We start from the raw sequence: 24337 nt of genomic DNA, 5'->3' as shown, positions 1-24337 counted from the left end.
AAGAAGAAAAACGACGCGATGGGTCCAAGGGGGAGCTGAAGTCCCGGAGGGTCCGGGACTTAGCCGATCTGGATTTTGGTGTCGGAAAGGAAGGCGTAGGGCGGCACTGCCAGGTTGGCGGGCGCCGGCCCCTGGCGGATACGACCGGAGGAGTCGTACTGCGAGCCGTGGCAGGGGCAGAAGAAGCCGTCGTAATTGCCCTCATGGGCGATCGGGATACAGCCAAGATGGGTGCAGATGCCGATCACGACCAGCCACTGGTCGTGGCCGGACTTGACGCGGGCCGAGTCGGGCTGCGGATCGGGCAGGCTCGAGAGCGGCACCTTCTGGGCCTCCTCGATCTGCTTCTTGGTGCGATGGCTGATGTAGATCGGCTTGCCGCGCCAGAAGACCTTGATGTCCTGGCCCTCGGCGATCGGCGTCAGATCGACCTGGATCGGCGCGCCGGCCGCGATCGTCGCGGCATCCGGGTTCATCTGGGCAACCAGCGGCCAGACGGTGGCGGCTGCGCCGACCGCGGCGGCAGCTCCGGTTGCAACAAAGAGAAAATCACGGCGTGTCGGATGGTCCGCCGAAGACGCTGTCGTCACGATTCCTAGCCCTTTCTTTTCTGCAGCCGGTGGAACCGCCCCAGAGGCGCTGGGATGCGCCCCAAGAAAGGCTGCCGGCGCCCGCGGCCCCCGCGGCGGCAGAAAACCGCTATTCCCCACCCCAAATGGCGGAACAGCAGTCCAGAATCGTTCTATTGGCACCCTTGCCGGACGAGCGCAAGCCCGCTATCGGCTCGCACACGTGCAATGCACGAAATCCGCGCCGAGCGATGTTTCATTGAGACAATTTCATCCGGATTTCACAGGTCGCCAGCACCATGCAGATCGCGCTGTTCCAGCCCGACATTCCACAGAATACAGGGACGATTCTGCGCCTCTGCGCCTGCCTGGACGTGTCGGCCCATATCATCGAACCGGCGGGATTCGACACCTCGGACCGGAATTTCCGCCGGGCGGGTATGGACTATCTCGACCATGTGCGGTTGAAGCGTCACGACTCATGGTCGAAATTCGAGGAATGGCGGGCCGAGGCCTCCTGCCGGCTGGTCCTGTTCACGACCAGGGCCGCGAAATCCTACCTTGATTTCGCGTATACCGCCTCCGATGTGCTGCTGTTCGGGCGCGAGACGGCAGGGGTGACCGACGCGGTGGTGACGGCTGCGGATGCGCGGCTGGTGATTCCGATCAAGCCGACCATGCGTTCGCTCAATGTCGCCGTCACGGTGGCCATGGCGGTCGGTGAGGCGCTGCGGCAGACCGGTTCGGGAACCGCCGGTTCGGGAATTGCCGGTTCGGCAACTTAAGGGATTTTTGGTGAGCTACGCGGTCAAGGAGATCTTTCTTACCCTGCAGGGCGAAGGCGCCCATGCGGGCCGGGCTTCCGTGTTCTGCCGCTTTGCCGGCTGCAACCTCTGGAGCGGCCGCGAGCAGGACCGCGCAGGCGCCGTCTGCCGGTTCTGCGACACCGATTTCGTCGGCACCGACGGCACGCTCGGCGGCCGCTATGCCGACGCAGCCGAGCTCGCCGGCACCATCGCCGCGCAATGGACCGGGGGCGAAGCCGACCGCTATGTGGTGCTGACCGGCGGCGAGCCGCTGTTGCAGGTCGACACCGCCCTGATCGAGGCCCTGCATGGCCACGGTTTTGCGATCGCGATCGAGACCAACGGCACCATCGCCCCGCCCGACGGGCTCGACTGGATCTGCGTCAGCCCCAAGGCCGCCTCCGAGCTCGTGGTGCGCAGCGGGCACGAGCTCAAGCTGGTCTATCCGCAGCCGGAGAATGCACCGGAGGACTTCGCCGGGCTCGCCTTCGAGCGCTTCTCGCTGCAACCGATGGACGGCCCCGACGTGATCGAGAATACCGAGCGGGCGATCGCCTATTGCCTGAAGCACCCGCAATGGCGCCTCAGCGTGCAGACGCACAAGACGCTCGGCATTAGATGAACTCTACTTTGTCAGAACTGGATTGTTGAACGAGATGTGGGAATTGACGAAAGCGTTTCGGTTCGAGGCTGCGCACGCGCTGTCCGGAACGACCTTTGGCGCCGCCAGCGAGGAGATTCACGGTCACTCGTTTCGTGCCGAAGTCACTGTGCGCGGCACGCCCGATCCGAAGACAGGGATGGTGATCGATCTCGGCCTGCTCGAGCGCGCCATGGCCGAGGTGCAGAAGACGCTCGACCACAAGCTCCTCAACAAGATCGAGGCGATCGGGGTGCCGACGCTGGAGAATCTGTCGCGCTTCATCTGGGAGCGGTTGCAGCACGCCGGCAAGCTGACCCGCGTCAGCGTCCATCGCGACAGCTGCAACGAGAGCTGCACTTATTTCGGCCCGCAAGGTTAGTCATGCTGCCAACAGACCCCGCCATCATCGAGGACCGCAAGGCGCGCGCGCGCGGCTGGTTCGAGGCACTGCGCAACGACATCTGCGCGGCGTTCGAGCAGCTCGAGGACGACGCCTCCCCCGCGCTCTATCCCGGCAATGCCGGCCGGTTCGTGCGCACCCCCTGGGATCGCACCGACCATACCGGCAAGCCCGGCGGCGGCGGCGTGATGTCGATCATGAAGGGCCGGCTGTTCGAGAAGGTCGGCGTGCACTGCTCGACCGTGCATGGCGAGTTCGCGCCCGAATTCCGCGCGCAGATTCCCGGCGCCGCCGACGATCCACGATTTTGGGCCTCGGGCATTTCGCTGATCGCGCATTTGCGCAATCCGAACGTGCCCGCCGTGCACATGAACACCCGCTTCGTCGTCACCACCAAGGCCTGGTTCGGCGGCGGCGCCGACCTGACTCCGGTGCTGAACCGGCGGCGCACCCAGGAAGACGGCGATACGGTCGCCTTCCATGCCGCGATGAGAGAGGCGTGCAGCGGGCCGAACGGCGTCGCCGACTATGACAAGTACAAGAAATGGTGCGACGACTATTTCTATCTGCCCCACCGCAAGGAAGCCCGCGGCGTCGGCGGCATCTTCTATGACTGGCACGACAGCGGCGACTGGGAGGCCGACCTCGCCTTCACCCAGGACGTCGGCCGCAGCTTCCTGAAAATCTATCCCGAGCTGGTGCGACGCAATTTCGAGAGCGCCTGGAGCGTCGAGGATCGCGACGAGCAGCTGGTCCGCCGCGGGCGCTATGTCGAGTTCAACCTGCTCTATGACCGCGGCACCATCTTCGGTCTGAAGACCGGTGGCAATGTGGATTCGATCCTGTCGTCGCTGCCGCCGGAGGTGAAATGGCCGTAACGAGCCTGCCGCGCGCCATGCTGATCGACATGGATGACACGATCCTGTCGGCCTATGGGCGCCCCGAGATCGCCTGGAACACGATCACCACCGAATTCGCCGCGGAGCTGGCTCCCCTGCCCCCGGGTATGGTCGCAACCGCGCTGCTGGCCTCCGCGCGGCAGTTCTGGTCGACGGCGGAGCCGATCTGGCGGATCAAGCTCGGCGAGGCGCGGCGGCTGACCGTGAAGGGCGGCTTCGCGGCGCTTGCGGCGGCCGGTCACCGCGCGCTGCCCGACGATCTCGCAGACCGTATCGCCGATCGCTTCACCGCCTATCGCGAGGAGGAGATGTTCGTCTTCCCCGGCGCGCATGAGGCGATCGATGCGTTCAAGGCGCTCGGCATCAAGCTCGCGCTGGTGACCAACGGCGCCGCCGACATGCAGCGCGCCAAGGTCGAGCGCTTCGCGCTCGGCCATCGCTTCGATCACATCCAGATCGAAGGCGAGCACGGCTTCGGCAAGCCGGAGGAGCGCGCCTATCTGCACGCGATGGAAGCGCTCGGCGTCACCGCATCCGATACCTGGATGATCGGCGACAATCTGGAGTGGGAAGTCGTGGCGCCGCAGCGGCTCGGCATCTACGCGATCTGGATGGATGTGCACGGTGCCGGGCTGCCGGTGGGATCGACGATCAAGCCGGACCGCATCATCCGCTCGCTGACCGAGCTGGTTCCGGCCACGCACAAATAGCCGTTTTCCACGTCAATTCCATCGAAGCTGACGCCGGCCGTGATTTGACTGTCATCACCGGTCGCTAGCTTGCCGTCCGTGTCATCCAGCGCGGAGGGAATATCATGGAACTGAAACCAGGCGATGTCGTCATGCTGAAATCCGGCGGCCATCCGATCACGGTGGTGGAAGTCGACGAGGACAAGGTCGAGTGTCTGTGGATGGGCACGGACGGCGATCTGTTTCGCGAAACCCTGCCGCTCGTCGCACTCGAATCGACCGAGCTCGATCCCGAGGACGATGAAGAGCAAGACGACGAAGACGAAGATGACGACGAGGAAGAAGAGGACGACGAAGACGAGGACGACGACGGCGACCGCAAGAAGAAGCGCAAGGCTGCGTAAGATCCGTTGATGCGATGCTGCCTCGCGCGTGCGGCATCGTCTCCGTCCGACGTTCGTCACCGTGCCGCCGATGAACTCGGCGGCGCGAAAATTCAGAGCCGGTGATCGCGGGTGAAACGGGAAACGGTCTGGTCGGCGATGCCAGACAGCACCTGCGGATCGAGCGGAAAATCCGCGGCAAGCCAGGCATCCTCAGCCAAGGTCAGCACATGCCCCAGCGCCGGCCCCTCGGCGATCCCGCGCGCGATGAAGTCCGACGCCCGCAACGGGAAGTGCGGCGCGCGCCAGCGCTGCGGCAGCGTGGCGAGCGCGCGCCATTGATCGACGTCGCGGCCCACGCCGGTTCGCGCCCAAGCGAGTAGCAGGCGGTCACGATAAGGCTCCTCGTCGAGCCGGTAGAGCCGGCGCTTGGCATGCGCCTCGTCCATGCCGGGCAAACGCCACCAGCGATGGCCCATCGAATCCAGCGCCTTGGCCTCGGCGTTGGAGAGCCGCAGCCGGCCTGCGATGCGCCGCGCGTCCTCGGTTACCGCAACCGTCAGCGCGGCGAGCCGGCGCGTCGCACTCGGTGCGAGCCCCATCAGCCTCTCGATCTCGATCATCGCCGCGAACGGCCCGGTATAGGCGACGCCGCCGAACAGCGGCTGCAGCAACCCGCCATCGCCCATCGCGACCACCGCGCCGGCGGCGCCGTTCGCGACCACGAGCTTGAGCATCTCTATGCGGATGCGCTCGGCCGACAGGCCGGCAAGTCCGGCGCGCCCACTGACGCAGGCGAGATAGCCGGCGCGATCGACCTCGCCCGCGCCATAGGCAGCGTGGAAGCGGAAGAAGCGCAGGATGCGCAGATAGTCCTCGGCGATCCGCTGCGCGGGATCGCCGATGAAGCGCACGCGGCGCGCCTCGATGTCGGCGAGACCGCCGACGTGATCGTGCACGACGCCCGAGGCGTCGACCGACAGGCCGTTGATGGTGAAGTCGCGCCGCTCGGCGTCGCGCACCCAGTCGCGCCCGAACGCCACCTTAGCCTTGCGGCCATAGGTCTCGGTGTCTTCGCGCAGCGTCGTCACCTCAAAGGGCTGGCCGTCGACCACCAGGGTCACCGTGCCGTGCTCGATGCCGGTCGGCACGCTCTTGATGCTCGCCCGCTTGGCGCGGCGGATCACCTCCTCCGGCAGCGCCGTGGTGGCGATATCGATGTCGGCGAGCGGAATCTGCATCAGCGCGTTGCGCACGGCGCCGCCGATCACCCGCGCTTCCTCGCCGTCGGCATTGAGCAGGCCGAGCACGCGCGCCGCCGGCCCGGAAGCGAGCCACGGCGCGTCAGACAGCAGGCGCACCTCGCTCATCGCTCAGCTCCCGGCACCAGCCTGCCATTCTCGATGTGAGCCGGAACGTAGGTCGAGTTCGGCGGCGCGCCGGTCAATTCGGCCAGCAGCACAAAGCTCACGATGACCATCACCAGCGCCGCCAGCGTCAGCTTCATGATCATGTCGAGCGGCCAGGACGCCGGCAGCGTCACGCCGGACCGCGTCGCGATGAGGAAGATGGCATAGACCGCGAAAGGGATCAGGAAGATTCCGATCTCGGTCAACACCGTGCGGATCATGACAGATAGATCCGCTCAAACAGGACGCGCAGGATGCCCGCAGTCGCGCCCCAGATGTAACGCTCGGCGAACGGCATCGCATAGTAGGAGCGGTCCATGCCGCGGAATTCCTTGGTGTGGATCTGATGATTCTCGGGGTTCATCAGGAAAGCGAGCGGCACTTCGAACGCATCGACGACTTCGGCCTCGTTGATCTCAAGGGTAAATCCCGGCTTCACCTTGGCGACCGTCGGCAGGATACGGAAGCCGAACGCGGTGCCATAGAGGTCGAGATAGCCGACAGGGTCGATGAATTCCCTCCTCAAGCCGACTTCTTCACAGGCTTCGCGCAGCGCCGCATCGAGCGGCGAGGCATCGGTGGCGTCGATCTTGCCGCCGGGAAACGAAATCTGGCCGGCGTGGCTCGACAGATTGGGCGAACGCTGCGTCAACAGCACGGTCGGCTCGGGATGATCGACCACCGGGATCAGCACCGCGGCCGGCCGCACCGGCTGCTCCTGGGCGACGATCTCGAGCATGCGGTCGTTGCCGGAATCTCCGGTGCGCGGAATGATATGCGGATCGACCAGGCCCGGCGGCACTTCGAAAGTGAGCCGCGTGCGGGCCCGCGCGAAGAATTCCGTCGAGCTGATCGTCGCCGGCTTCACCTTCAGCAACGGCTCGTTCAAAGTGCGCCCCTCACCTGACTGGCATCGGCCATCGCGAAGAACTCGCCGCCGGACTCGATGCCGAACATCTCCTGACCATCGACCATCCGCTCCTCGCCCATGTCAACCAGATCGTAGTAGAGCGCGCGGGTGACCTTCGCCCACAGGTCGGCGCGAACATGCAGGTAGGGCGTCAATCCGCCATCCTCGGCAGCTTCGAATCTGAGGCCGTGGCCCTTCTCGCAATCGACCCAGTCATCGACGTTGGTGCGGAACCTGAGCAGCCGGCCGCGCGCGTCTTCCTCGGTCTGCATTTCCACGGCAAGGAACGGTGCGTCGTCGACGCGGATGCCGACCTTCTCGACCGGTGTCACGAGAAAGTGCTTGCCGTCCTCGCGTTTCAGAATCGTGGAGAACAGCCGCACCAGCGCCGGGCGTCCGATCGGTGTTCCCATGTAGAACCAGGTGCCGTCAGGCGCGATTCGCATGTCGAGATCGCCGCAGAACGGCGGATTCCACAGGTGAACCGGCGGCAGGCCCTTGCGTCCGGCTGGACCCGACGTCGCAGCTCGGTTGGCGGCATTGGTGAGGCCTTCGAGGCCCTTGCCTCCGATGCCCGTAGTTTCACTGCCGAAATCGCTCTGCCCTTGCTTCGCCATTGTTTGCCTTAAAGTTTCCTACCCTCAATCTGGCACGTTTGGTGCACGTATTCTGAGATGTGGTCGGGATGTCATTCTCGCCACATCGTGATGCCGTTCATACCCTGAAATACCGATAAGGTGGGGATAGTTTAATTCAACGAATACATGGCCTTCGCATAGGTTTAGCATGCGGGCCATGCGATGACGACCAAGAGATGACGACAGATGCCGGCGCGCCAATGCGCGCATCGCCGAGTAAGGAGCGGATCGAATGGCTGGTGCAGACAGCGTCGAGAAACTGGAGGATGTGATCGTCCGTTCGGCCGAGCAGGTCGCGGGCCAGATCAAGGCCGCCAAGGAAGCGGTGTCCACGGTCATCTTCGGCCAGGACCAGGTGATCGAAAACACGCTGGTGACGATCCTGTCCGGCGGCCACGCGCTCCTGATCGGCGTCCCCGGCCTCGCCAAGACCAAGCTGGTCGAGACGCTTGGCGTCACGCTCGGGCTCGACGCCAAGCGCATCCAGTTCACGCCTGACCTGATGCCGTCCGACATTCTCGGCGCCGAAGTGCTCGACGAGAGCTCGGCCGGCAAGCGTTCGTTCCGCTTCATCTCGGGTCCGGTGTTCGCGCAGCTCTTGATGGCCGACGAGATCAACCGCGCCAGCCCGCGCACCCAGTCGGCGCTGCTGCAAGCCATGCAGGAGCAGCACATCACCATTGCCGGCGCGCGGCACGATCTGCCGAAGCCGTTCCACGTGCTCGCGACGCAGAACCCGCTCGAGCAGGAAGGCACCTATCCGCTGCCCGAGGCGCAGCTCGACCGCTTCCTGATGGAAATCGACGTCGACTATCCCGATCGCGACGCCGAGCGCCGCATCCTGTTCGAAACCACCGGCGCCGAAGAGGCGCATGCCAAGCCATCGATGGACGCGGAGACGCTGCTCACGGCACAACGCCTGGTGCGGCGCCTGCCGGTCGGCGATTCCGTGGTCGAAGCGATCCTGACGCTGGTGCGCGCCGCGCGCCCCGGCACCGAGGGCGGCGAGGCCGGCAAGCTGATCGCGTGGGGACCCGGTCCCCGCGCCAGCCAGTCCTTGATGCTCGCGGTGCGCGCCCGCGCGCTGCTCGACGGCAGGCTCGCGCCGTCGATCGACGACGTGCTCGATCTCGCCGAGCCCGTGCTCAAGCACCGCATGGCGCTGACCTTCTCGGCGCGCGCCGAGGGCCGCACCATTCCGGACGTGATCAAGCAATTGAAGACGCGGATCGGTTGATGGCAGCAGACAACAAGCACCAGAACGAGGAGATCCTGGCGGTCCGACGTGCAGATGGCGAAAGCCGAACGCTCGCCGCGTCGCTGCCGCGCCTGGTGCTTGAGGCCCGCCGTGTTGCCGCCAACGTCATCCATGGCCTGCACGGCCGCCGCCGCGCCGGCTCGGGCGAGAATTTCTGGCAATACCGCCGCTTCGTCTCCGGCGAGCCGGCGCAGCGCGTCGACTGGCGCCGCTCCGCACGCGACGACCATCTCTATGTGCGCGAGCAGGAGTGGGAGGCCGCGCACACCGTGTGGATCTGGGCCGACCGCTCGCCCTCGATGGCCTTTGCCTCACGCGATGTGCGCGACAGCAAGCTGGAGCGCGGACTGATCGTCGCCTTCGCGCTTGCCGAGTTGCTCGTTGCGGGCGGCGAACGCGTCGGCATTCCCGGCCTGATGAACCCGACCGCAAGCCTCAACGTGATCGACAAGATGGCGGAAGCGATCTTGCACGACGAGAAGACGCGCGCGAGCCTGCCGCCATCCTTCGTGCCGTCGTCGCTGGCCGAAGTCGTCGTGCTGTCGGATTTCTGGTCGTCGCTGGCCGAGATCACGGCGATGCTGGGCGGGCTTTCCTCCTCGGGCGCGCACGGCACCATGATCCAGGTCGTCGATCCCGCTGAAGAGACCTTCCCCTATTCCGGCCGCGTCGAATTCGTCGAGCCCGAGGCCGGCAGCGTCATCACCGCGGGCCGCGCCGAGAGCTGGGCGAGCGACTATGTCGCGCGCGTCGCGCTGCATCGCGAGCAGATCCGGGCCGAGACCAACCGGCTCGACTGGCTGTTCTCGACCCACACCACCAGCCGCTCCGCGGCCGAGCTGCTGTTGTTCCTGCACGCCGGCATGATGGTGAGCAAGGGCGGCGGCCGTTCAACCGTCAAGGCGGGACGCAGCGCATGATCGCAGGCCTCCCGCTCTCCTTCGCCGAACCGCTGCTGCTGCTGGGGCTGGTCAGCCTGCCGGTGCTGTGGTGGCTGCTGCGCGTGATGCCGCCGCGGCCGCGCCGGATCGAATTCCCGCCGACGCGGCTATTGTTCGACATCGCGCCCAAGGAGGAGACGCCGTCGCGCACGCCGTGGTGGCTGACGCTGCTGCGGCTCGCCGCCGCCGCGCTGGTCATCTTTGCCGCCGCCGGCCCGATCTGGAATCCGCAGACCGGCGTTGCCGCGGGCAAGCAGCCGCTGGTGATCCTGCTCGACGACGGCTGGAGTTCGGCTTCGAGCTGGGATGCGCGGATCAAGGCTGCCGATGAGCTGGTCACGAATGCCGACAGCGACCGCCGCGGCGTCGCGCTGGTGCCGCTTTCCGAGCCGACGCGCGACATCACGCTGATGCCGGCCGGCGCCGCGCGCGTCGCGTTGCGCCAGCTTGCGCCAAAGCCCTACTCGATCGATCGCGTTGAAACCCTTGCCACGCTGGAACGTTTCCTCAAATCCACCGGCGACTGCGACATCGCCTGGCTGTCCGACGGCGTCGACACCGGCCGCGGCAGCGAGTTCACCGAAGGTCTCGGCAAGGTGATCGAGAGCCGCAATCTGACGATCTATGCCGGCGGCGCGCAATCTGCGCAGGCGCTGGTCGCGGCCGAGAACGCCGCCGCCAAGATGACCGTGAAGGTGCTGCGCACCGAGAGCGGCATCGCGGCTGGTACCGTGCGCGCGGTCGACGCCAAGGGCTCGCCGATCGGCGAGGCCCGCTACACGTTCGGCCCGCAGGACCGCGAGACCGAAGCCGCCTTCGATCTTCCAGTCGAACTGCGCAACGACATCGCGCGGCTCGAAATCGCCGGTGAGCATTCCGCCGGCGCCGTGCAGCTGCTCGACCGGCGCTGGCGCCGCCGCGCCATCGGCGTGGTCTCGGGTGCGAGCAACGACACCGCACAGCCGCTGCTGGCCTCGACCTTCTATCTCTCCCGCGCGCTGTCGCCGTTCGCCGATGTCAGGCTCGGCGATCGCGGCGCGCCGCAGCAGGTGATCGGGCAATTCCTCGATCAGCGGCTGCCGATGATCGTGATGGCGGATGTCGGCACGCTGTCGCCGGAGATCCGCGACCGGCTCAACGCCTGGATCGAGCAAGGCGGCGTGCTGGTGCGCTTCGCCGGTCCTCGCCTCGCGCAGGCCGATGACGACCTCGTTCCCGTCAAGCTGCGCCGCGGCGGACGCACGCTCGGCGGCAGCCTGACCTGGGAGAAGCCGCAACACATGGCCTCGTTCGCTGCCGATGGTCCGTTCGCGGGCCTCACCGTGCCGAAGGATATCACCGTGAGCCGCCAGGTGCTGGCCGAGCCCGATGCCGTGCTCGCAACCAAGAGCTGGGCCTCGCTGGAGGACGGCACGCCGCTCGTCACCGGCGAGCATCGCGGCAAGGGCGTGGTCAGCCTGTTCCATGTCGGCGCGACATGCGCTGGTCGGACCTGCCGATGTCCGGCACCTTCGTCGAGATGCTGCGCCGGCTGATCGACATGTCCGGCTACACCTCGAAGCCCGGCCCCGGCGTCGCAAGCGATCCCAATGCCGAGACGGTGGCGCCGCTGCGCACGCTCGATGGCTTCGGCGCCTTCGGTCCGCCGCCCTCGACCGCCAAGCCGATGTCGGCGGACTATCGCGACCGCGGCACCGCGGACCATCCGCCGGGCTTCTACGGCACGGCCGAGAGCCCGATCGCGGTCAACACGCTGGCCTCCGCCGACCGCATCGCGCCGCTCGACACCTCCGGCCTGCGCGCCAAGCATGCGACCTACACCAACGCCGAGCCGCGGGACCTGCGCGGCATCATGCTGTCGACGGCGCTGGCGCTGTTCCTGCTCGACGCCATCGTGGTGGCGATGCTCGGCGGCGGCCTCGCCGCGCTGATCCGGCGGCGCGCGGCACCCGCGGTGCTTGTGTTGGCCTTCATCCTTGCGACGACGATGGTGCCCTCGCCGACGCGCGCCCAGAACGCCAGCAGCGACGATTTCGCCATCAAGTCGGTGTCGCAGACGCGGCTCGCTTATGTGGTGACCGGCAATGCCGACGTCGATTCCATCGTCAAGGCCGGGATGTCCGGACTGACGCTATTCCTTGGGCAGCGCACCGCGCTGGAAGCCGGCGATCCCGTCGGCATCGATCCAGCGCGCGACGAGCTGGCGTTCTTCCCGCTGATCTACTGGCCGATCGTGCCGGGCGCGCCGAAGCCGCCGCAGGACGCCATCAACAAGATCGACGCCTACATGAAGCAGGGCGGCACCGTGCTGTTCGACACCCGTGACGCCGTCGAGGCACCGCCGGGCGACAACGGCGCGTCGCAGACGCCAGGCATGCAGACACTGCGCGAATTGCTGTCGACCCTCGACGTGCCCGAGCTCGAACCCGTGCCGCGCGAGCACGTGCTGACCAAGACGTTCTATCTGCTGCGCGACTTCCCCGGCCGCTTCAACTCGGGCCAGACCTGGGTCGAGGCGCTGCCGCGCGAAGACGACGAAGAATCCGCGCAGCGCCCGGCGCGTGGCGGCGATGGCGTCTCGCCGATCATCATCACGTCCAACGATCTTGCCGGCGCCTGGGCGATCCGCCCCGACGGCCAGCCGATGCTACCGCTGACGCCGGGCGAGCCGCGCCAGCGCGAATTCGCCTTCCGCGCCGGCGTCAACATCGTGATGTACACGCTGACCGGCAACTACAAGGCCGACCAGGTGCACGCGCCTGCCCTGATCGAGCGGCTGGGACAATGATATGAACTACGGTATTGCGTTCACACCGCTGGTTCCCTCGATCGTGCTGTGGATCGCGCTCGGCGCGATCGTCGTCATCGCGGCACTGCTGTTGCTATCGCGCGCGCGCGGCGCCGCGGTGCGTGTCGCAGCGCTGGCGCTGATCCTGCTTGCGCTGGCCAATCCCTCTTTCACCCGCGAGGACCGCGAGCCGCTCTCCTCGGTCGCGGCCGTGGTGGTCGACAAGAGCCCGAGCCAGAATTTCGGCACGCGCAACCAGGAGACCGAGAAGGCGCGGCAGGCGCTGGTCGACAGCCTGAAGCAGATCAAGGGCCTCGAGGTCCGCGTCGTCGAAGCCGGCCAGGCCGACGGCGAAACCGACGGCACAAAACTGTTCGGCGCGCTGACGTCGGCACTGTCGGACGTTCCGGTCGAGCGCGTCGCCGGCGCGTTCATGATCACCGACGGCCGCGTGCATGACATTCCCGGCAACGCCCAGGCGCTCGGCTTCCAGGCCCCGGTGCACGCGTTGATCACCGGCCGCAAGGACGAGCGCGACCGCCGCATCGCGATCACGGCCGCGCCGCGCTTCGGCATCGTCGGCCAGACCCAGACCATCACCTACCGGCTCGACGACCAGGGCGTCACCGGCGAACGCGCCAAGGTCACGATCCGCCGCGACGGCGAGGTGATCAACGAGCGCACGCTGACCTCAGGCCAGACCTCCAGTGTCGACATCGACATCAAGCATGCCGGTCCGAACATCGTCGAGATCGAGGCTTCCCCGCTCGAGAACGAGCTGACGCCGGTCAACAACCGCGCCGTGGTGGCGATCGACGGCGTGCGCGACAAGCTGCGCGTGCTGCTGGTGTCGGGCGAGCCGCATGCCGGCGAGCGCACCTGGCGCAATCTGTTGAAGTCCGATCCGAGCGTCGATCTCGTGCACTTCACGATTCTGCGGCCGCCGGAGAAGCAGGACGGCACGCCGATCAACGAGCTGTCGCTGATTGCGTTTCCGACCCGCGAGCTGTTCCAGCAGAAGATCAACGAATTCCAGCTGATCATCTTCGACCGCTATGCCCGGCAGGGCGTGCTGCCGATCGCCTATTTCGACAACATCGCGCGCTATGTCCGCTCCGGCGGCGCGGTGCTGGTCTCGGCCGGCCCGGACTACGCCTCGACCACCAGCATTTGGCGGACGCCGCTGGATTCGGTGCTGCCAGCCGAGCCGGTCGGCGTCACCGAGAAGCCGTTCTATGCGCATTTGAGCGATGCCGGAAAACGCCATCCGGTGACGCGCGGGCTGGAAGGCTCGAATGCCGAGCCGCCGCATTGGAGCCGGTTCTTCCGCACCGTCGACACCCGCAACGCGATCAACCCGCCGGTCATGACCGGCGCCGACGGCAAGCCGCTGCTGCTGCTGTCGCGGTTCGGCGAAGGCCGCGTCGCGCTGCTGCTGTCCGACCAGATCTGGCTGTGGGCGCGCGGCTATGAAGGCGGCGGGCCGCATCTCGATCTGCTGCGGCGGGTGTCGCACTGGCTGATGAAACAGCCCGACCTCGACGAAGAGGCGCTGCGCATGCAGGTGCAGGGCAAGGACCTGATGGTGGTGCGGCAGACCATGGCCGACACCGTCGCGCCGGTCACCGTGACGTCGCCGAGCGGCGCTACGCATGAACTGACCTTGACCGCCGGCGATCCCGGCGAGTGGCGCGCGACCTTGCCCGCGAACGAGCTCGGCCTGTGGCAGGCCACCGACGGCACGCTGAAGGCGCTGATCAATGTCGGCCCGACCAACCCGAAGGAATTCTCGGAAGTCACCTCGACCACCGACATGCTGAAGCCGCTGGCACAGGCGACCGGCGGCGACGCACGGCGCATCGTCGACGGCTCGAGCCTCGACATGCCGCGCATCGTGCCGGTGCGCGCGTCCTCGATCTTCCGCGGCGACAGCTGGCTCGGCGTCAAGATGCGCGACGCCAGCGTGGTCAAGGGCGTCGGCGTGCTGCCGATGTTCGCCGGCCTGGTCGGCCTGCTGCTGCTGCTCGGCGCATTCGCGGCAACCTGGCTGCGTGAGGGACGCTGAGACCAATAGCGCGCAACGTCCCATCGGCCCCGTTGCTGCAATCCCACACCAGCAACGAATCGATTCAGTGTGTCTGAACCAGCGTTGACATCGCCGCCGCCCTCCGATGTTATAATGTAACATCGGACGGCCGGGGAATGAGGGCCGTGCCGATGGGTGGGGCTTAATCCGCATGAACTGGTTCCGGCGACACATCAAGACTGGATCGCGGCTGGCGCTGTTCACGCTCGCCGTCCAGTTCGTGCTGTCGTTCGGGCACTTCCACCCCATCGCCGCCGCGCAAGCAGCGCCCGCCGTCCAGACCGGCCTGTCGCTGCTCGATCTCGCCTATATCGGGACCTCGGCGACGCCGGACCTCGCGGTCCAGGTGACCGGGACCGAGCCGCCCGTCAGGCACGACAACGACCGGCATCATCCCGCCGACAATTGCGCGATCTGCACCGTCATCTCGCTCGCGAGCAGCATGCTGTTCACCGCGCCGCCGGTGCTGTTGCTGCCGGAGGCTGTCGAGCTTCTGTTCCGCACCACCAATGCCGAATTCCTCCATCTGAAGTCGGCGCCTGCGGCCTTCCGTTCCCGCGCACCTCCTGTGTCCTGACATCGACTGATTGCTGCACGCCCTGAGCGAACAGCCGCGTCACAGTTGCGGCTTCCCGCAGGGCAAATCGGGATCGATCCGTCATTTCGACGGGACTGGACCAGGACGATGACACTTCAGAAGACACGAGCACTCTACATCGGAGGCGCGAGCTGGCTGCTGCTCGGCGCCATGCAAGGCAGCGCGCTGGCCGATGACACGCCGACGCAACTCCCTGACATCACAGTGACGGCGCCAAGCCCGATCCAGCGGCACCGCACCGTGCCAACGCGCGCGCCGGTTCACGTCGTCCGGGCCGCGCCGGGCCGCAACCGCGAACGCACCGCGGCAGCACAACCGGCGCAAGCGGCACCAGCGCCGGCACCGCAGCAGGGCGTGCTGCCAGTCGTCACCGACCAGTTCGCAACCGTCACCGTGGTGCCAAACGAGGAACTGCGTCGCTCCGGCGGCGCCACGCTTGGCGATCTGCTGTTCTCGAAGCCCGGCATCACCGGTTCGAGCTTCGCACCCGGCGCGTCGAGCCGGCCGATCATCCGCGGCCTCGACGTCAACCGCGTCGGTATTGTCGAAAATGGTCTCGGCGGCGGCGGCGCCTCCGATCTCGGCGAAGATCATTTCGTCCCGATCGATCCGTTCTCGACCAACCAGATCGAGGTGGTGCGCGGCCCGGCCGCGCTGCGCTACGGCTCGACCTCGATCGGCGGCGTGGTGAGCGCGACCAACAACCGGATTCCCGACGCGATGCCGACCTGCGTGGCGGCGCCGTTCCAGAGCTATGGACTGCCGGTGAAGGCGCCGCTGGCCGACGCCGGCGGCCCGGGTTGCCTCAATGTCGAGACCCGCACCTCGGTAAGCTCGGTCAATCGCGGCGTCGAAGGCGGGATGCTGCTGGATGCCGGCGGCAACAATGTCGCCGTGCATGCCGACGTCTACGGCCGCACGACCAGCGACTACAGCATCCCGAGCTATCCGTATCTGTTCGACCAGACCCGGCCAGTGGGCGGCCGCCAGCCGAACTCCGCGACCCAGTCGGACGGCGCTTCGGTCGGCGCGTCGTATTTCTTCCAGGGCGGCTATATCGGCGCGGCGATCACCCAGAACGACTCGCTCTATCACATCCCCGGCATCGACGGCTCCGATCACAAGACCCGGATCGACGCGCACCAGACCAAGATCGCGGTCAAGGGCGAGTACCGGCCTGATACTGCTGCGATCGACGCCGTGCGGTTCTGGGTCGGCGCGACCGACTATCGCCACAACGAGATCGGCCTCGCCGACCCGACCGACCTGTCCAGCGATGGCGTACGCCAGACCTTCACCAACAAGGAGCAGGAGGCCCGCGTCGAGGTGCAGATGATGCCGTTCAACGCGCGCTTCGCAACCGTGACGACCGCGTTCGGCCTGCAGGGCGGGCACCAGGAATTGACCGCGCCGAGCCCGGACGATCCGGGCGCGCTGTTCAACGGCCTGTGGAATCCGAACAACAACAACCGCGTCGCGGGCTACGTCTTCAACGAATTCAAATTCACGGACCAGACCAAGGCGCAGTTCGCCGGCCGCATCGAGCATGTCGATTTGCACGGATCGACGCCGGATTTCCCGGCAGACTTCCTGCCTGACGGCGCGCCGCAGAGCTCGGTGTCGCGCAATCCGTCCTACACGCCCGTCAGCGGCAGCGTCGGGCTGATCCAGAATCTGCCCGGCGACCTCGTCGGCAGCATCACGGCGCAATATGTCGAGCGCGCGCCGAAGCCCGCCGAGCTGTTCTCGCGCGGCGCGCATGATGCGACAGCGACCTTCGACATCGGCAATCCGAACCTGACCATCGAGACCGCGAAATCGGTCGAAATCGGCCTCCGCAAGGCGAGCGGACCGCTCCGCTTCGAGGCCACCGCCTACTACACCCGGTTCAGCAATTTCATCTATCGCCGCTTGACCGGCGTGATGTGCGGCGGCGATTTCGACTCCTGCGGCAATGGCGATCCCAACAACGAGGCGCGCCAGGCGGTCTATTCGCAGCGCGACGCGATCTTCCGCGGCGCCGAGTTCCAGAGCCAGCTCGACATCGGCCCGCTCAACGGCGGCATCTGGGGCATCGAGAACCAGTTCGACGTGGTGCGCGCCACCTTCACCGACGGCAGCAACGTGCCGCGGATACCGCCGGTGCGGCTCGGCGGCGGCGTCTACTGGCGCGACAGCAACTGGTTCACCCGCGTCAACCTGGTGCACGCATTCGCGCAGAACGACATCGCCGTGATCGGCGAGACCCCGACCGCAGGCTACAATCTGCTGAACGCGGAGATCACCTACAACACCAAGCTCAATCAGTCATGGATCGGCGCGCGCGAGATGACGCTTGGTCTGGTCGGCAACAATCTGCTCAACCAGAACATCCGCAACTCCGTCTCCTACACCAAGGATGAGGTGCTGATGCCCGGCCTCGGCGTGCGGGCGTTTGCTAATCTGAAGTTCTGAGACAAGCGCATCCCTCTGCCGCCAGCGGCAGAGCGATTTTTGTCGCGTAGCCCGGATGAAGCGAAGCACAATCCGGGGACTACGCCCGCGGCGAGCCTGTCCCGGATTTCGCTTCGCTACATCCGGGCTGCGGGCTTCAGTGGCCGACGACGACTTCGCTGATCTGGATCACCGGCTGCAGGTCGGTGTAGTTCGGAATGTCGCCCATGATCTCCTGGGCGTGCTTGCCCATGCCGGCCGCGAAGGCCTCGACCGAGTCGCAGAAGATGTGGCACATCCCGACATAGGTGGCGGGCGTCCCCGGAGCGCCGCCCGCGAGGCCTTTGTCGACGGTGTAGTATTTGCAGGCGTCGCCCAGCCGCGCCTTCACCAGCGGCATGTGCTTGTCGCGATAATAGTCGTGATCAAAGCGTGCGCCTGGATTGTTCGGATACATCACACTGACCTTGATCATGGCGCGCACTCTCCCTGTTGATATGACATGCGCCGGTCTTGTCCCGGCGCTTGCCTCAACTGTGCTTCAGATCGTCGGAGGGTGCAACCGTTCCGGCGATGGCTCGCGCGGATGTCAGATCGCCTTGCTCCAGTCCGGCTGGATCGGGCCGGACACGCCCTCGAACGCGCCGTCGACCAGTTCCATGACAAGCAAGCGACTGTAGTCGACCGGACCGGGCATCGTCATCCGCCCCTTCGCCACCGGCTTGAAGCCGACCCGCGCATAATACGGTTCGTCGCCGACCAGCACGATCAGCCGATGGCCCTTGGCGCGGGCATCATTGATCGCACGTTCGAGCAGCGCGCGGCCAACGCCGCGGCTGCGGAACGGCGGCTCGACCGTCAACGGCCCGAGCATCAGCGCCGGCGTATCGCCGATGCAGACAGGAAGCTGGCGCACCGAGCCGACCAGCAGTGTGCCGATCCGCGCGGTGAAGGAGACATCGAGCAGATGATCGACATGCTCGCGCAGCCGGTAGGCGCTGAGCACAAAGCGGCCAGGCCCGAAGGTGCGCTCGTGCAGGCGCTCGATCGCCTGGGCGTCTTTCGGGGTCTCGGGCAGGATGGTCAGGGACAGTTCGGTCATTATGGGGCGCGGGATAGCATCTGGCGCGGGCGCGGTCCATCACCGCCATGTGGCCGGCGGCGGCCGGCCCTCGAGCACCTCCGCGATCCGCAGCCGGGTGCCGGGGGTGGTCTCGTCCGGCAGATCGGCTGGATCGAAGAAGCCGCAGGCCACGATCTCGCGATTCGGCTCCGGCAGCCGGTCCTGCCGGTAGTTCCGGACGACATAGACCGCGACATGATCGCGCGGCGAGACGTGGCTGTTGTGGAAGATGCCGTGCAGCACCGGCTCACCGGTGAGCTCGATCCGCCCCTCCTCCTCCAGCTCGCGCCGCAGCGATTCGATAAAACTTTCGCCAACCTCGACCCCGCCGCCCGGCAGATACCAGCCGTGGACGTAGCTGTGCTTGACCAGGAACACCTTGTTGTCGGCATCCAGCACCACGGCGCGGACCCCGAGCGTCATACTGCGGACCAGCCGCCAGTAGAAATGAAACACCCACCTGATCTGCGGCTCGTAGCGCTTGCGTAAATCGAGCAGGATCGTCACTGAACCCTCGACATCTCTGAGTTTGATCCTTGCTTTGATCCTTGCGCGCCTGCGCAGCTCTTGCCAATACAGGGCAGGACGTTCGGGATAGCACGACATGACCGGCTGCCGGCCACTTTTCACCGACAATCCGAAGGGAATCGCGTGATGGCAGCGTTTCGCCTCGCGCATCTGTCGGATCCGCATTTGCCGCCGCTGCCGGCGCCGCGGCTGCGCGATCTCGCCGGCAAGCGCGCCCTCGGCTATTTGAACTGGACCCGCAACCGTCACAAATATCACCGCCGCGACGTGCTCGATGCGCTGGTATCCGACATGCAGGCGCAGCAGCCGGACCATGTCGCCGTCACCGGCGACCTCGTTAATCTGGCACTGGATGCCGAGTTCAATCCAGCCCGGCAATGGCTGGAGGGCGTCGGCGGCGCTGCCGACGTCACCGTGGTCCCCGGCAATCACGACGCCTATGTGCGCGCGACCCGGCATCGCTTCGTCAGCCACTTCGGCGACTATCTGCGCGGCGACGCCGATGGCGCCGCGACGCATTTTCCGTTCGTGCGCCGCCGCGGCCCGGTGGCGCTGATCGGCGTCTCCTCGGCCGTGCCGACGCCGCCGCTGATGGCGACCGGCTGGCTCGGGCATGCCCAGCTCAACGCGCTGGATACGATCCTCGGGCAGCTGTCGCGGGAGGATGCCTTCCGCGTGCTGCTGGTGCATCACCCGCTGCACTCCGACGGCCGCGCCAAGCGGCTGACCGATTCGCATCAATTGCTCGCGCTGCTCAAGCGGCACGGCGTGGAGCTGGTGCTGCACGGCCACGACCACATCCATTCGACGATGTGGTTCGACGGCCCCGAGCGGAAGATCCCGGCAATCGGCGTGCCGTCGGCATCGGCGCTGGCGCGCAAGCACTATCCGGCGGCGGCCTACAATCTGTTCTCGATCGAGCGCGACGGCAACGCCTGGCGCTGCGAGCAGACCGTGCGCGGCCTCGGCCATCACGACGGCATTCGCGAGCTCAAACAGATACGGCTGTCCTAGAGCCTTTTTCCGTTCCGATTGCATCGGAACGGAGCTCTAGATTCTCGTTTTGACGCATTTTCCTCACGCGAACCGGTGTCCACTTCGCTCGAAAATGCTCTAGTCGCCACCGCCGCCGCCACACCCGCCGCCGCAGCCGCCTCCGCTGTCGCCGCCGCCTCCACCGTCACCGCCGCCTCCATCACCGCCGCCGTGGCCGCCACCATCGCCGTCATGGCTTCCGTCGCTGCCGGCATCGCCGAAGCCTGCCGACGATCCGTCGATCGATGAGTCCGAGAAATCGCCGCCGCAATACGGGCTGCTGCCGGCAATGCCGCTGCGGCGCAGCGCCTCGCAGTCGGTGTGATAGACGAAGCCGTTCGCGATATTCAGCTTGGCGTCGAGCGCGAACAGCAAAGGCAGCCGCGTCGGCCTGACCGGATCGATGTTCTCGTATTTGCAGCAGTACCACCAGACCCGCCGCAGCCCTTCATTGCTCCGGCGCCGCTCCTTCACCAGCACGACGGCCGGCGTGTGATGCAGGAACGTGCCGAAGGCGCGGCGGCAGAACGCGTCGTATTCGCGGGTGTAAAGAATGAATTCATGCCAGAGGTCGTCGGCCGCCTGCGACGGCATCGAGACGTAGCGCTTGCCGCTCATCAGATGGGCGAGGAAGAACTGCCGCAGGCCGCGCGACACCAGCGCGCTGTCCTTGCGGGAGAAGCCGGGGTGATGCTTCTCGAGCCGGGCCAGCAGCCCCGCCGGCCATTTGAAGGTGCGGATATATTCGGCGCGCCGCAGCGTCTGCCATTTGCCGAACAGCACGGCGCTGCCGATCACCGCGCCTGCCGCCAGCACGCCGAAAAATGCCGAGGCGGGTGTTATGACCAAATTGCCCCCCGCCCCTTCCCCTATTTGAGCATGATCTCCGCGCAAACGCGTTCCGCGTTTGTCGCGAGGGAAAACCGCTTCACACTTTTCCGGATCATGCTCTAGAAATTCTGCAAGCTCGCCAGCAGTGCGAAACCGAACAGCGCGAGCGCGCCGAGGATGAAGCCGAGCACGAACATGCCGACCCGACCGCGACGCTTCGGCGCCACCACCGGCACGGGCGGCGGCGCCGGCGGCTCGGCAACCGGAAGCGGCGTTGCCACCATCGCATGCTCGCGCTCGATCATCCGGCGCGCCACATAGTCGGTGACGGCATCGACGATCACGGCCACATCGTGCGATTCGGCGAGCACGATGCGGCCGAACCTCGTGTCCTGCACGAAGCGGTAGATGCGCTTGTCGCGGCCCATCAGCACATGTGCGACGACGTCGATCCAGAGCCGCGGCGTCTCGCCCTGGCTGATGCCGCGGTCGAACAGGTCGACCTTCTCCGGCACCTGCGCGAACAGCGGGTCGAGCGCGTCGTTGAGGATCTCGAGCCGCGCTACCTCGGCATCGCGCAGCTCGACGACGACGCCGGTGCGGTCGGCCGCCTCGATCCGCGCCCGCCGCAGCGCCTCTCGCAGTGTCGGCCGCATCTCGCGCGCCTCGCTGCCGGTGTTCTGCGGATCGGACATGCGTTGCGGTCTCGTGGTGACGGGTTTGCCTACCCATTAACCTATCAGCAACCATGACGTCCGCAAAGGACGTTGGTTCCCAAGCACTTAGGCTACCGCTTATCCCCAGATCAAAAACCGCTGGGAGTGTCCCAAAAGCGGTCGACCCCACCCGGATGAACCGGATGGGGCCGCCGTCCTTGGACGTTTTCTTAGCTCTGATAATTCTGGCGCTCAGGCCGAAACCCGCGACGGCTCCTCGACGATCGAGAAGCGCACGCCGGCCTTGTGGCGGCTCTCTTCCGAGACTTCCTTCCAGCACTCTTCGGCTTCCTTGCGGGTCTTGAACGGACCGCGGACCTGAGCGGAGCCTTCGACGAGCTTGTGGAAGTTCATCGACCCGAACTCGCCGCCGATCACCCAGAAATTGCTGCCCTTGCTCATCGTCAGTCTCCTTTGAAAAAACTGTGCTGCCTTTGCTCAGCCGCCTGAAACCTGATCCCCGCAACCTGTCCGCCGGTTCGACATTCTTGACAGAGCATCGCGAAGTGCGTGTCAGGAGATAAACGCGAAAAGCTGAAGTTCGTACAGATGCCTTGTTTTTTATTGGTGATGTCATGTAACATCTGAACTTGTAATAAATGTCGATTTGTAAATTTTGTCACAAAATAGGTCAGGAAGACTGCCATGCCCGGCGAGTCCGGAAAGAAGCTGTTCGTCGGGCCGCGGTTCCGGCGGATCCGCCAGCAATTGGGGCTGTCGCAGACCCAGATCGCCGAGGGGCTCGGCATCTCGCCCTCCTACATCAACCTGATCGAGCGCAATCAGCGCCCGGTGACGGCGCAGATCCTGCTGCGGCTGGCCGAGAGCTACGATCTCGATTTGCGCGACCTCGCCACCGCCGACGAGGACCGCTTCTTCGCGGAACTCAACGAGATCTTCTCAGATCCGCTGTTCCGCCAGATCGACCTGCCGAAGCAGGAACTGCGCGACCTCGCCGAGCTCTGCCCCGGCGTGACGCATGCGTTGCAGCGGCTTTACGCCGCCTACACCGAGGCGCGCCGCGGCGAGACGCTGGTGGCGGCGCAGATGGCCGACCGCGAAGGCTCGCAGTTCGACGCCAACCCGATCGAGCGGGTGCGCGACCTGATCGAGGCCAATCGCAACTATTTTCCGGAGCTCGAGACCGCAGCGGAAAATCTGCGCGACGAGCTCAACGTGCCGACCGAGGGCCTGTTCACGGCGCTGGCGACACGGCTGCGGGAAAAGCATTCGATCGTCACCCGCGTAATGCCGGTCGACGTGATGCGCGAGACGCTGCGCCGTTTCGACCGCCATCGCCGGCAGCTCCTGATCTCCGAACTCGTCGACAGCTCCGGCCGCAGCTTCCAGCTCGCGCTGCAGATCGGTTTTGTCGAATGCGGCGCTGCGATCGACGCGATCGTCAGCCGCGCCGGCCCGCTCGACGACACCGCGCGCAGGCTCTACCGCATCACGCTCGCCAATTATTTCGCCGCGGCCGCGATGATGCCCTACCAGCCGTTTCATTCCGCTGCCGAAGCCTTGAGCTACGACGTCCACGTGCTGGCGCAGCGCTTCAACGCCGGCTTCGAGCAGGTCTGCCACCGCCTCACCACGCTGCAACGTCCGAACGCGCGCGGCGTGCCGTTCTTCCTGCTGCGGGTCGACAATGCCGGCAATGTGTCGAAGCGGTTTTCCTCCGGCACCTTCCCGTTCTCCAAGTTCGGCGGCACCTGCCCGCTCTGGAACGTGCATTCGACCTTCGACATGCCCGATCGCCTGCTCAGCCAGGTGATCGAGCTGCCGGACGGCACGCGCTACTTCTCGATCGCGCAGACGGTGCGCCGGCCGGTGGCGCCCTATCCGCAGCCGCAACCGCGCTTCGCGATCGGGCTCGGCTGCGAGATCCGGCACGCGGCGAAGCTGGTCTATGCGACCGGGATGGATCTGGAAAAGGCCGAGGGCACCCCGATCGGCGTCAACTGCCGGCTCTGCGAGCGCGAGAATTGCAGCCAGCGCGCCGAGCCGCCGATCACCCGCACGCTGATCCTGGATGAGACGACGCGGCGGGTGTCGTCGTTCGCGTTTTCGAACGCGCGGGAGTTGTAGTCTCGTTTTCTTATCCTCCTGGAGGGGGTGGCTCAATCCACCGCGGCAAAGGCCTTGCACTAGCCGTCCTTGCTGATCGCGCCCTCGACCACCTTGCAGCCATCGGGCGCGACGAACAGCGTGCACAGGCCGCACGAGTAGATGCCGTTCGGCGTCTCCTGATATTCGGCCTGCGGTTTTGTCATTTTGTCGGAGGCCACGGCGGCCCGCAGCAGAAGCGAGGCGGGAAGTCCTGCGATGGCAGTGCCGACGAAAGTGCGCCGCGAACGATCGGGTTGTTGTTTGGCCATGGTGTTCACCCCATGCGTCGTCCCGGCCTAGTGCGCAATTGCGCACGGGGGCCGGGACCCATACTCCGTGACGGATATTGTAGACGGGACTCTTCGTTGTCGTCCTGGCGAAAGCCAGGACCCAGAACCACCGCATGCCGTGATGAACGGGATCGTGGCCCCCACGTCGCGCAACCATGCGCATTTGGGGTAATGGGTCCTGGCTTTCCAGGCCGTGCAAAAAGTCGGCCCGGCGCGGGGAGTATTGAGTGACCAAGCGCGCGGCTCAGGCTGCGG

General features: G+C 66.1%; 26 protein-coding genes and 1 pseudogene. 14 read left to right on the top strand and 13 right to left on the bottom strand.

Annotated features, from left to right (window positions below):
* Nucleotides 1-59: 59 nt before the first annotated feature.
* A complete protein-coding gene (gene petA / locus AC628_RS37135; RefSeq protein WP_050421975.1) occupies nt 60-590 on the bottom strand; it encodes a ubiquinol-cytochrome c reductase iron-sulfur subunit in 531 nt (176 codons plus the stop codon).
* Nucleotides 591-868: 278 nt separating this feature from the next.
* On the opposite strand from petA, the gene AC628_RS37130 reads away from it, so the two are divergent.
* The 6 genes from AC628_RS37130 to AC628_RS37105 all read left to right on the top strand — a co-directional run bounded on the left by AC628_RS37130 (nt 869) and on the right by AC628_RS37105 (nt 4410).
* Nucleotides 869-1354: a tRNA (cytidine(34)-2'-O)-methyltransferase gene (locus AC628_RS37130; protein ID WP_074131618.1), complete on the top strand. Its 486-nt coding sequence runs from the start codon at nt 869-871 to the stop codon at nt 1352-1354.
* Nucleotides 1355-1364: 10 nt separating this feature from the next.
* Complete coding sequence (gene queE / locus AC628_RS37125) at nt 1365-1997, top strand: 7-carboxy-7-deazaguanine synthase (RefSeq protein ID WP_050627246.1); 633 nt, start codon at nt 1365-1367, stop codon at nt 1995-1997.
* Nucleotides 1998-2031: 34 nt separating this feature from the next.
* Entirely contained in the window at nt 2032-2397 is a 366-nt protein-coding gene (locus AC628_RS37120) for a 6-pyruvoyl trahydropterin synthase family protein (protein WP_074131617.1), read from the top strand.
* Nucleotides 2398-2399: 2 nt separating this feature from the next.
* Nucleotides 2400-3296, top strand: a complete 897-nt coding sequence (gene hemF, locus AC628_RS37115) for an oxygen-dependent coproporphyrinogen oxidase (protein ID WP_210190310.1) — start codon at nt 2400-2402, stop codon at nt 3294-3296.
* Complete coding sequence (locus AC628_RS37110; protein WP_074131616.1) at nt 3287-4027, top strand: HAD family hydrolase; 741 nt, start codon at nt 3287-3289, stop codon at nt 4025-4027. The genes hemF and AC628_RS37110 overlap by 10 nt, the downstream gene beginning before the upstream one ends.
* Nucleotides 4028-4131: 104 nt before the next feature.
* On the top strand, nt 4132-4410 hold the full coding sequence (locus tag AC628_RS37105) for a YodC family protein (RefSeq protein ID WP_074131615.1): 279 nt from the start codon (nt 4132-4134) through the stop codon (nt 4408-4410).
* A gap of 92 nt (nt 4411-4502) precedes the next feature.
* Here AC628_RS37105 and AC628_RS37100 read toward each other — a convergent pair whose 3' ends face one another.
* Genes AC628_RS37100 through AC628_RS37085 form a run of 4 tightly spaced genes read right to left on the bottom strand, consistent with a single transcriptional unit; the run spans nt 4503 to nt 7325 of the window.
* On the bottom strand, nt 4503-5759 hold the full coding sequence (locus tag AC628_RS37100) for a CCA tRNA nucleotidyltransferase (RefSeq protein WP_074131614.1): 1257 nt from the start codon (nt 5757-5759) through the stop codon (nt 4503-4505).
* A complete protein-coding gene (locus tag AC628_RS37095; protein ID WP_050421967.1) occupies nt 5756-6019 on the bottom strand; it encodes a DUF6111 family protein in 264 nt (87 codons plus the stop codon). The genes AC628_RS37100 and AC628_RS37095 overlap by 4 nt, the downstream gene beginning before the upstream one ends.
* Nucleotides 6016-6651: a CoA pyrophosphatase gene (locus AC628_RS37090; protein WP_502689820.1), complete on the bottom strand. Its 636-nt coding sequence runs from the start codon at nt 6649-6651 to the stop codon at nt 6016-6018. The genes AC628_RS37095 and AC628_RS37090 overlap by 4 nt, the downstream gene beginning before the upstream one ends.
* A gap of 32 nt (nt 6652-6683) precedes the next feature.
* Nucleotides 6684-7325, bottom strand: a complete 642-nt coding sequence (locus AC628_RS37085; RefSeq protein WP_074131612.1) for a DUF1285 domain-containing protein — start codon at nt 7323-7325, stop codon at nt 6684-6686.
* A gap of 253 nt (nt 7326-7578) precedes the next feature.
* On the opposite strand from AC628_RS37085, the gene AC628_RS37080 reads away from it, so the two are divergent.
* The 6 genes and pseudogenes from AC628_RS37080 to AC628_RS37055 all read left to right on the top strand — a co-directional run bounded on the left by AC628_RS37080 (nt 7579) and on the right by AC628_RS37055 (nt 17471).
* Nucleotides 7579-8583: an AAA family ATPase gene (locus AC628_RS37080; protein WP_074131611.1), complete on the top strand. Its 1005-nt coding sequence runs from the start codon at nt 7579-7581 to the stop codon at nt 8581-8583.
* Nucleotides 8583-9524: a DUF58 domain-containing protein gene (locus AC628_RS37075; RefSeq protein ID WP_074131610.1), complete on the top strand. Its 942-nt coding sequence runs from the start codon at nt 8583-8585 to the stop codon at nt 9522-9524. The genes AC628_RS37080 and AC628_RS37075 overlap by 1 nt, the downstream gene beginning before the upstream one ends.
* Nucleotides 9524-12333: pseudogene (locus tag AC628_RS37070) on the top strand (DUF4159 domain-containing protein). Before AC628_RS37075 ends, AC628_RS37070 begins: the two are co-directional and overlap by 1 nt.
* 1 nt (nt 12334) lies before the next feature.
* Nucleotides 12335-14398 (top strand): hypothetical protein, encoded by a 2064-nt coding sequence (locus tag AC628_RS37065; protein ID WP_074131609.1) that lies wholly within the window; start codon nt 12335-12337, stop codon nt 14396-14398.
* A 172-nt stretch (nt 14399-14570) separates the two neighbouring features.
* Nucleotides 14571-14996, top strand: coding sequence for a DUF2946 family protein (locus AC628_RS37060; protein ID WP_074131608.1), 426 nt, complete (start codon nt 14571-14573; stop codon nt 14994-14996).
* A 108-nt stretch (nt 14997-15104) separates the two neighbouring features.
* Nucleotides 15105-17471, top strand: coding sequence for a TonB-dependent receptor (locus AC628_RS37055; RefSeq protein ID WP_074131607.1), 2367 nt, complete (start codon nt 15105-15107; stop codon nt 17469-17471).
* 136 nt (nt 17472-17607) lie between these two features.
* Here the strand turns inward: AC628_RS37055 and AC628_RS37050 are convergent, their stop codons facing one another.
* From AC628_RS37050 to AC628_RS37040, 3 genes are all read right to left on the bottom strand, one after another.
* Entirely contained in the window at nt 17608-17925 is a 318-nt protein-coding gene (locus tag AC628_RS37050; protein ID WP_029083699.1) for an EthD family reductase, read from the bottom strand.
* Nucleotides 17926-18039: 114 nt separating this feature from the next.
* Nucleotides 18040-18552 carry a GNAT family N-acetyltransferase gene (locus AC628_RS37045; RefSeq protein ID WP_074131606.1) on the bottom strand — a complete coding sequence of 171 codons (513 nt, stop codon included), beginning with the start codon at nt 18550-18552 and terminating at the stop codon, nt 18040-18042.
* A gap of 39 nt (nt 18553-18591) precedes the next feature.
* Nucleotides 18592-19080: an NUDIX domain-containing protein gene (locus AC628_RS37040; RefSeq protein ID WP_074131627.1), complete on the bottom strand. Its 489-nt coding sequence runs from the start codon at nt 19078-19080 to the stop codon at nt 18592-18594.
* Nucleotides 19081-19227: 147 nt separating this feature from the next.
* Between AC628_RS37040 and AC628_RS37035 the strand changes: the two genes are divergently transcribed.
* Complete coding sequence (locus AC628_RS37035) at nt 19228-20115, top strand: metallophosphoesterase family protein (RefSeq protein WP_074131605.1); 888 nt, start codon at nt 19228-19230, stop codon at nt 20113-20115.
* Nucleotides 20116-20214: 99 nt separating this feature from the next.
* Here AC628_RS37035 and AC628_RS44495 read toward each other — a convergent pair whose 3' ends face one another.
* The 4 genes from AC628_RS44495 to AC628_RS37015 all read right to left on the bottom strand — a co-directional run bounded on the left by AC628_RS44495 (nt 20215) and on the right by AC628_RS37015 (nt 22330).
* On the bottom strand, nt 20215-20985 hold the full coding sequence (locus tag AC628_RS44495; RefSeq protein WP_168193523.1) for a glycine-rich domain-containing protein: 771 nt from the start codon (nt 20983-20985) through the stop codon (nt 20215-20217).
* A 101-nt stretch (nt 20986-21086) separates the two neighbouring features.
* Nucleotides 21087-21662, bottom strand: a complete 576-nt coding sequence (locus tag AC628_RS37025; RefSeq protein ID WP_074131603.1) for a hypothetical protein — start codon at nt 21660-21662, stop codon at nt 21087-21089.
* Nucleotides 21663-21875: 213 nt separating this feature from the next.
* Entirely contained in the window at nt 21876-22085 is a 210-nt protein-coding gene (locus AC628_RS37020; protein WP_016839740.1) for a DUF4170 domain-containing protein, read from the bottom strand.
* 2 nt (nt 22086-22087) lie between these two features.
* Nucleotides 22088-22330, bottom strand: a complete 243-nt coding sequence (locus AC628_RS37015) for a hypothetical protein (protein ID WP_143202011.1) — start codon at nt 22328-22330, stop codon at nt 22088-22090.
* On the opposite strand from AC628_RS37015, the gene AC628_RS37010 reads away from it, so the two are divergent.
* Complete coding sequence (locus AC628_RS37010; RefSeq protein WP_074131601.1) at nt 22329-23771, top strand: helix-turn-helix domain-containing protein; 1443 nt, start codon at nt 22329-22331, stop codon at nt 23769-23771. The genes AC628_RS37015 and AC628_RS37010 overlap by 2 nt on opposite strands.
* 59 nt (nt 23772-23830) lie before the next feature.
* Here the strand turns inward: AC628_RS37010 and AC628_RS37005 are convergent, their stop codons facing one another.
* Nucleotides 23831-24070 (bottom strand): iron oxidase, encoded by a 240-nt coding sequence (locus tag AC628_RS37005; protein WP_143202010.1) that lies wholly within the window; start codon nt 24068-24070, stop codon nt 23831-23833.
* Between the last annotated feature and the right edge of the window lie 267 nt (nt 24071-24337).

It is taken from the genome of Bradyrhizobium sp. NAS96.2, from assembly GCF_001908235.1.
Taxonomy (GTDB): domain Bacteria; phylum Pseudomonadota; class Alphaproteobacteria; order Rhizobiales; family Xanthobacteraceae; genus Bradyrhizobium.
The sequence above is the reverse complement of the archived record's forward strand: the minus strand, read 5'-3'. Positions and strand labels throughout refer to the sequence as shown.

Excerpts from the sequence above, each read along its gene's own strand:
- AC628_RS37100 (WP_074131614.1), bottom strand. The coding sequence starts at position 5,759 with ATGAGCGAGGTGCGCCTGCTGTCTGACGCGCCGTGGCTCGCTTCCGGG.
- AC628_RS37010 (WP_074131601.1), top strand. The coding sequence starts at position 22,329 with ATGCCCGGCGAGTCCGGAAAGAAGCTGTTCGTCGGGCCGCGGTTCCGG.
- AC628_RS37045 (WP_074131606.1), bottom strand. The coding sequence starts at position 18,552 with ATGACCGAACTGTCCCTGACCATCCTGCCCGAGACCCCGAAAGACGCC.
- AC628_RS37020 (WP_016839740.1), bottom strand. The coding sequence starts at position 22,085 with ATGAGCAAGGGCAGCAATTTCTGGGTGATCGGCGGCGAGTTCGGGTCG.
- AC628_RS37015 (WP_143202011.1), bottom strand. The coding sequence starts at position 22,330 with ATGGCAGTCTTCCTGACCTATTTTGTGACAAAATTTACAAATCGACAT.
- AC628_RS37055 (WP_074131607.1), top strand. The coding sequence starts at position 15,105 with ATGACACTTCAGAAGACACGAGCACTCTACATCGGAGGCGCGAGCTGG.
- AC628_RS37105 (WP_074131615.1), top strand. The coding sequence starts at position 4,132 with ATGGAACTGAAACCAGGCGATGTCGTCATGCTGAAATCCGGCGGCCAT.
- hemF (WP_210190310.1), top strand. The coding sequence starts at position 2,400 with ATGCTGCCAACAGACCCCGCCATCATCGAGGACCGCAAGGCGCGCGCG.
- AC628_RS37095 (WP_050421967.1), bottom strand. The coding sequence starts at position 6,019 with ATGATCCGCACGGTGTTGACCGAGATCGGAATCTTCCTGATCCCTTTC.
- AC628_RS37130 (WP_074131618.1), top strand. The coding sequence starts at position 869 with ATGCAGATCGCGCTGTTCCAGCCCGACATTCCACAGAATACAGGGACG.
- AC628_RS37025 (WP_074131603.1), bottom strand. The coding sequence starts at position 21,662 with ATGTCCGATCCGCAGAACACCGGCAGCGAGGCGCGCGAGATGCGGCCG.
- AC628_RS37050 (WP_029083699.1), bottom strand. The coding sequence starts at position 17,925 with ATGATCAAGGTCAGTGTGATGTATCCGAACAATCCAGGCGCACGCTTT.
- AC628_RS37080 (WP_074131611.1), top strand. The coding sequence starts at position 7,579 with ATGGCTGGTGCAGACAGCGTCGAGAAACTGGAGGATGTGATCGTCCGT.
- AC628_RS37075 (WP_074131610.1), top strand. The coding sequence starts at position 8,583 with ATGGCAGCAGACAACAAGCACCAGAACGAGGAGATCCTGGCGGTCCGA.
- AC628_RS37085 (WP_074131612.1), bottom strand. The coding sequence starts at position 7,325 with ATGGCGAAGCAAGGGCAGAGCGATTTCGGCAGTGAAACTACGGGCATC.
- AC628_RS37120 (WP_074131617.1), top strand. The coding sequence starts at position 2,032 with ATGTGGGAATTGACGAAAGCGTTTCGGTTCGAGGCTGCGCACGCGCTG.
- AC628_RS37065 (WP_074131609.1), top strand. The coding sequence starts at position 12,335 with ATGAACTACGGTATTGCGTTCACACCGCTGGTTCCCTCGATCGTGCTG.
- AC628_RS37110 (WP_074131616.1), top strand. The coding sequence starts at position 3,287 with ATGGCCGTAACGAGCCTGCCGCGCGCCATGCTGATCGACATGGATGAC.
- AC628_RS37035 (WP_074131605.1), top strand. The coding sequence starts at position 19,228 with ATGGCAGCGTTTCGCCTCGCGCATCTGTCGGATCCGCATTTGCCGCCG.
- AC628_RS37060 (WP_074131608.1), top strand. The coding sequence starts at position 14,571 with ATGAACTGGTTCCGGCGACACATCAAGACTGGATCGCGGCTGGCGCTG.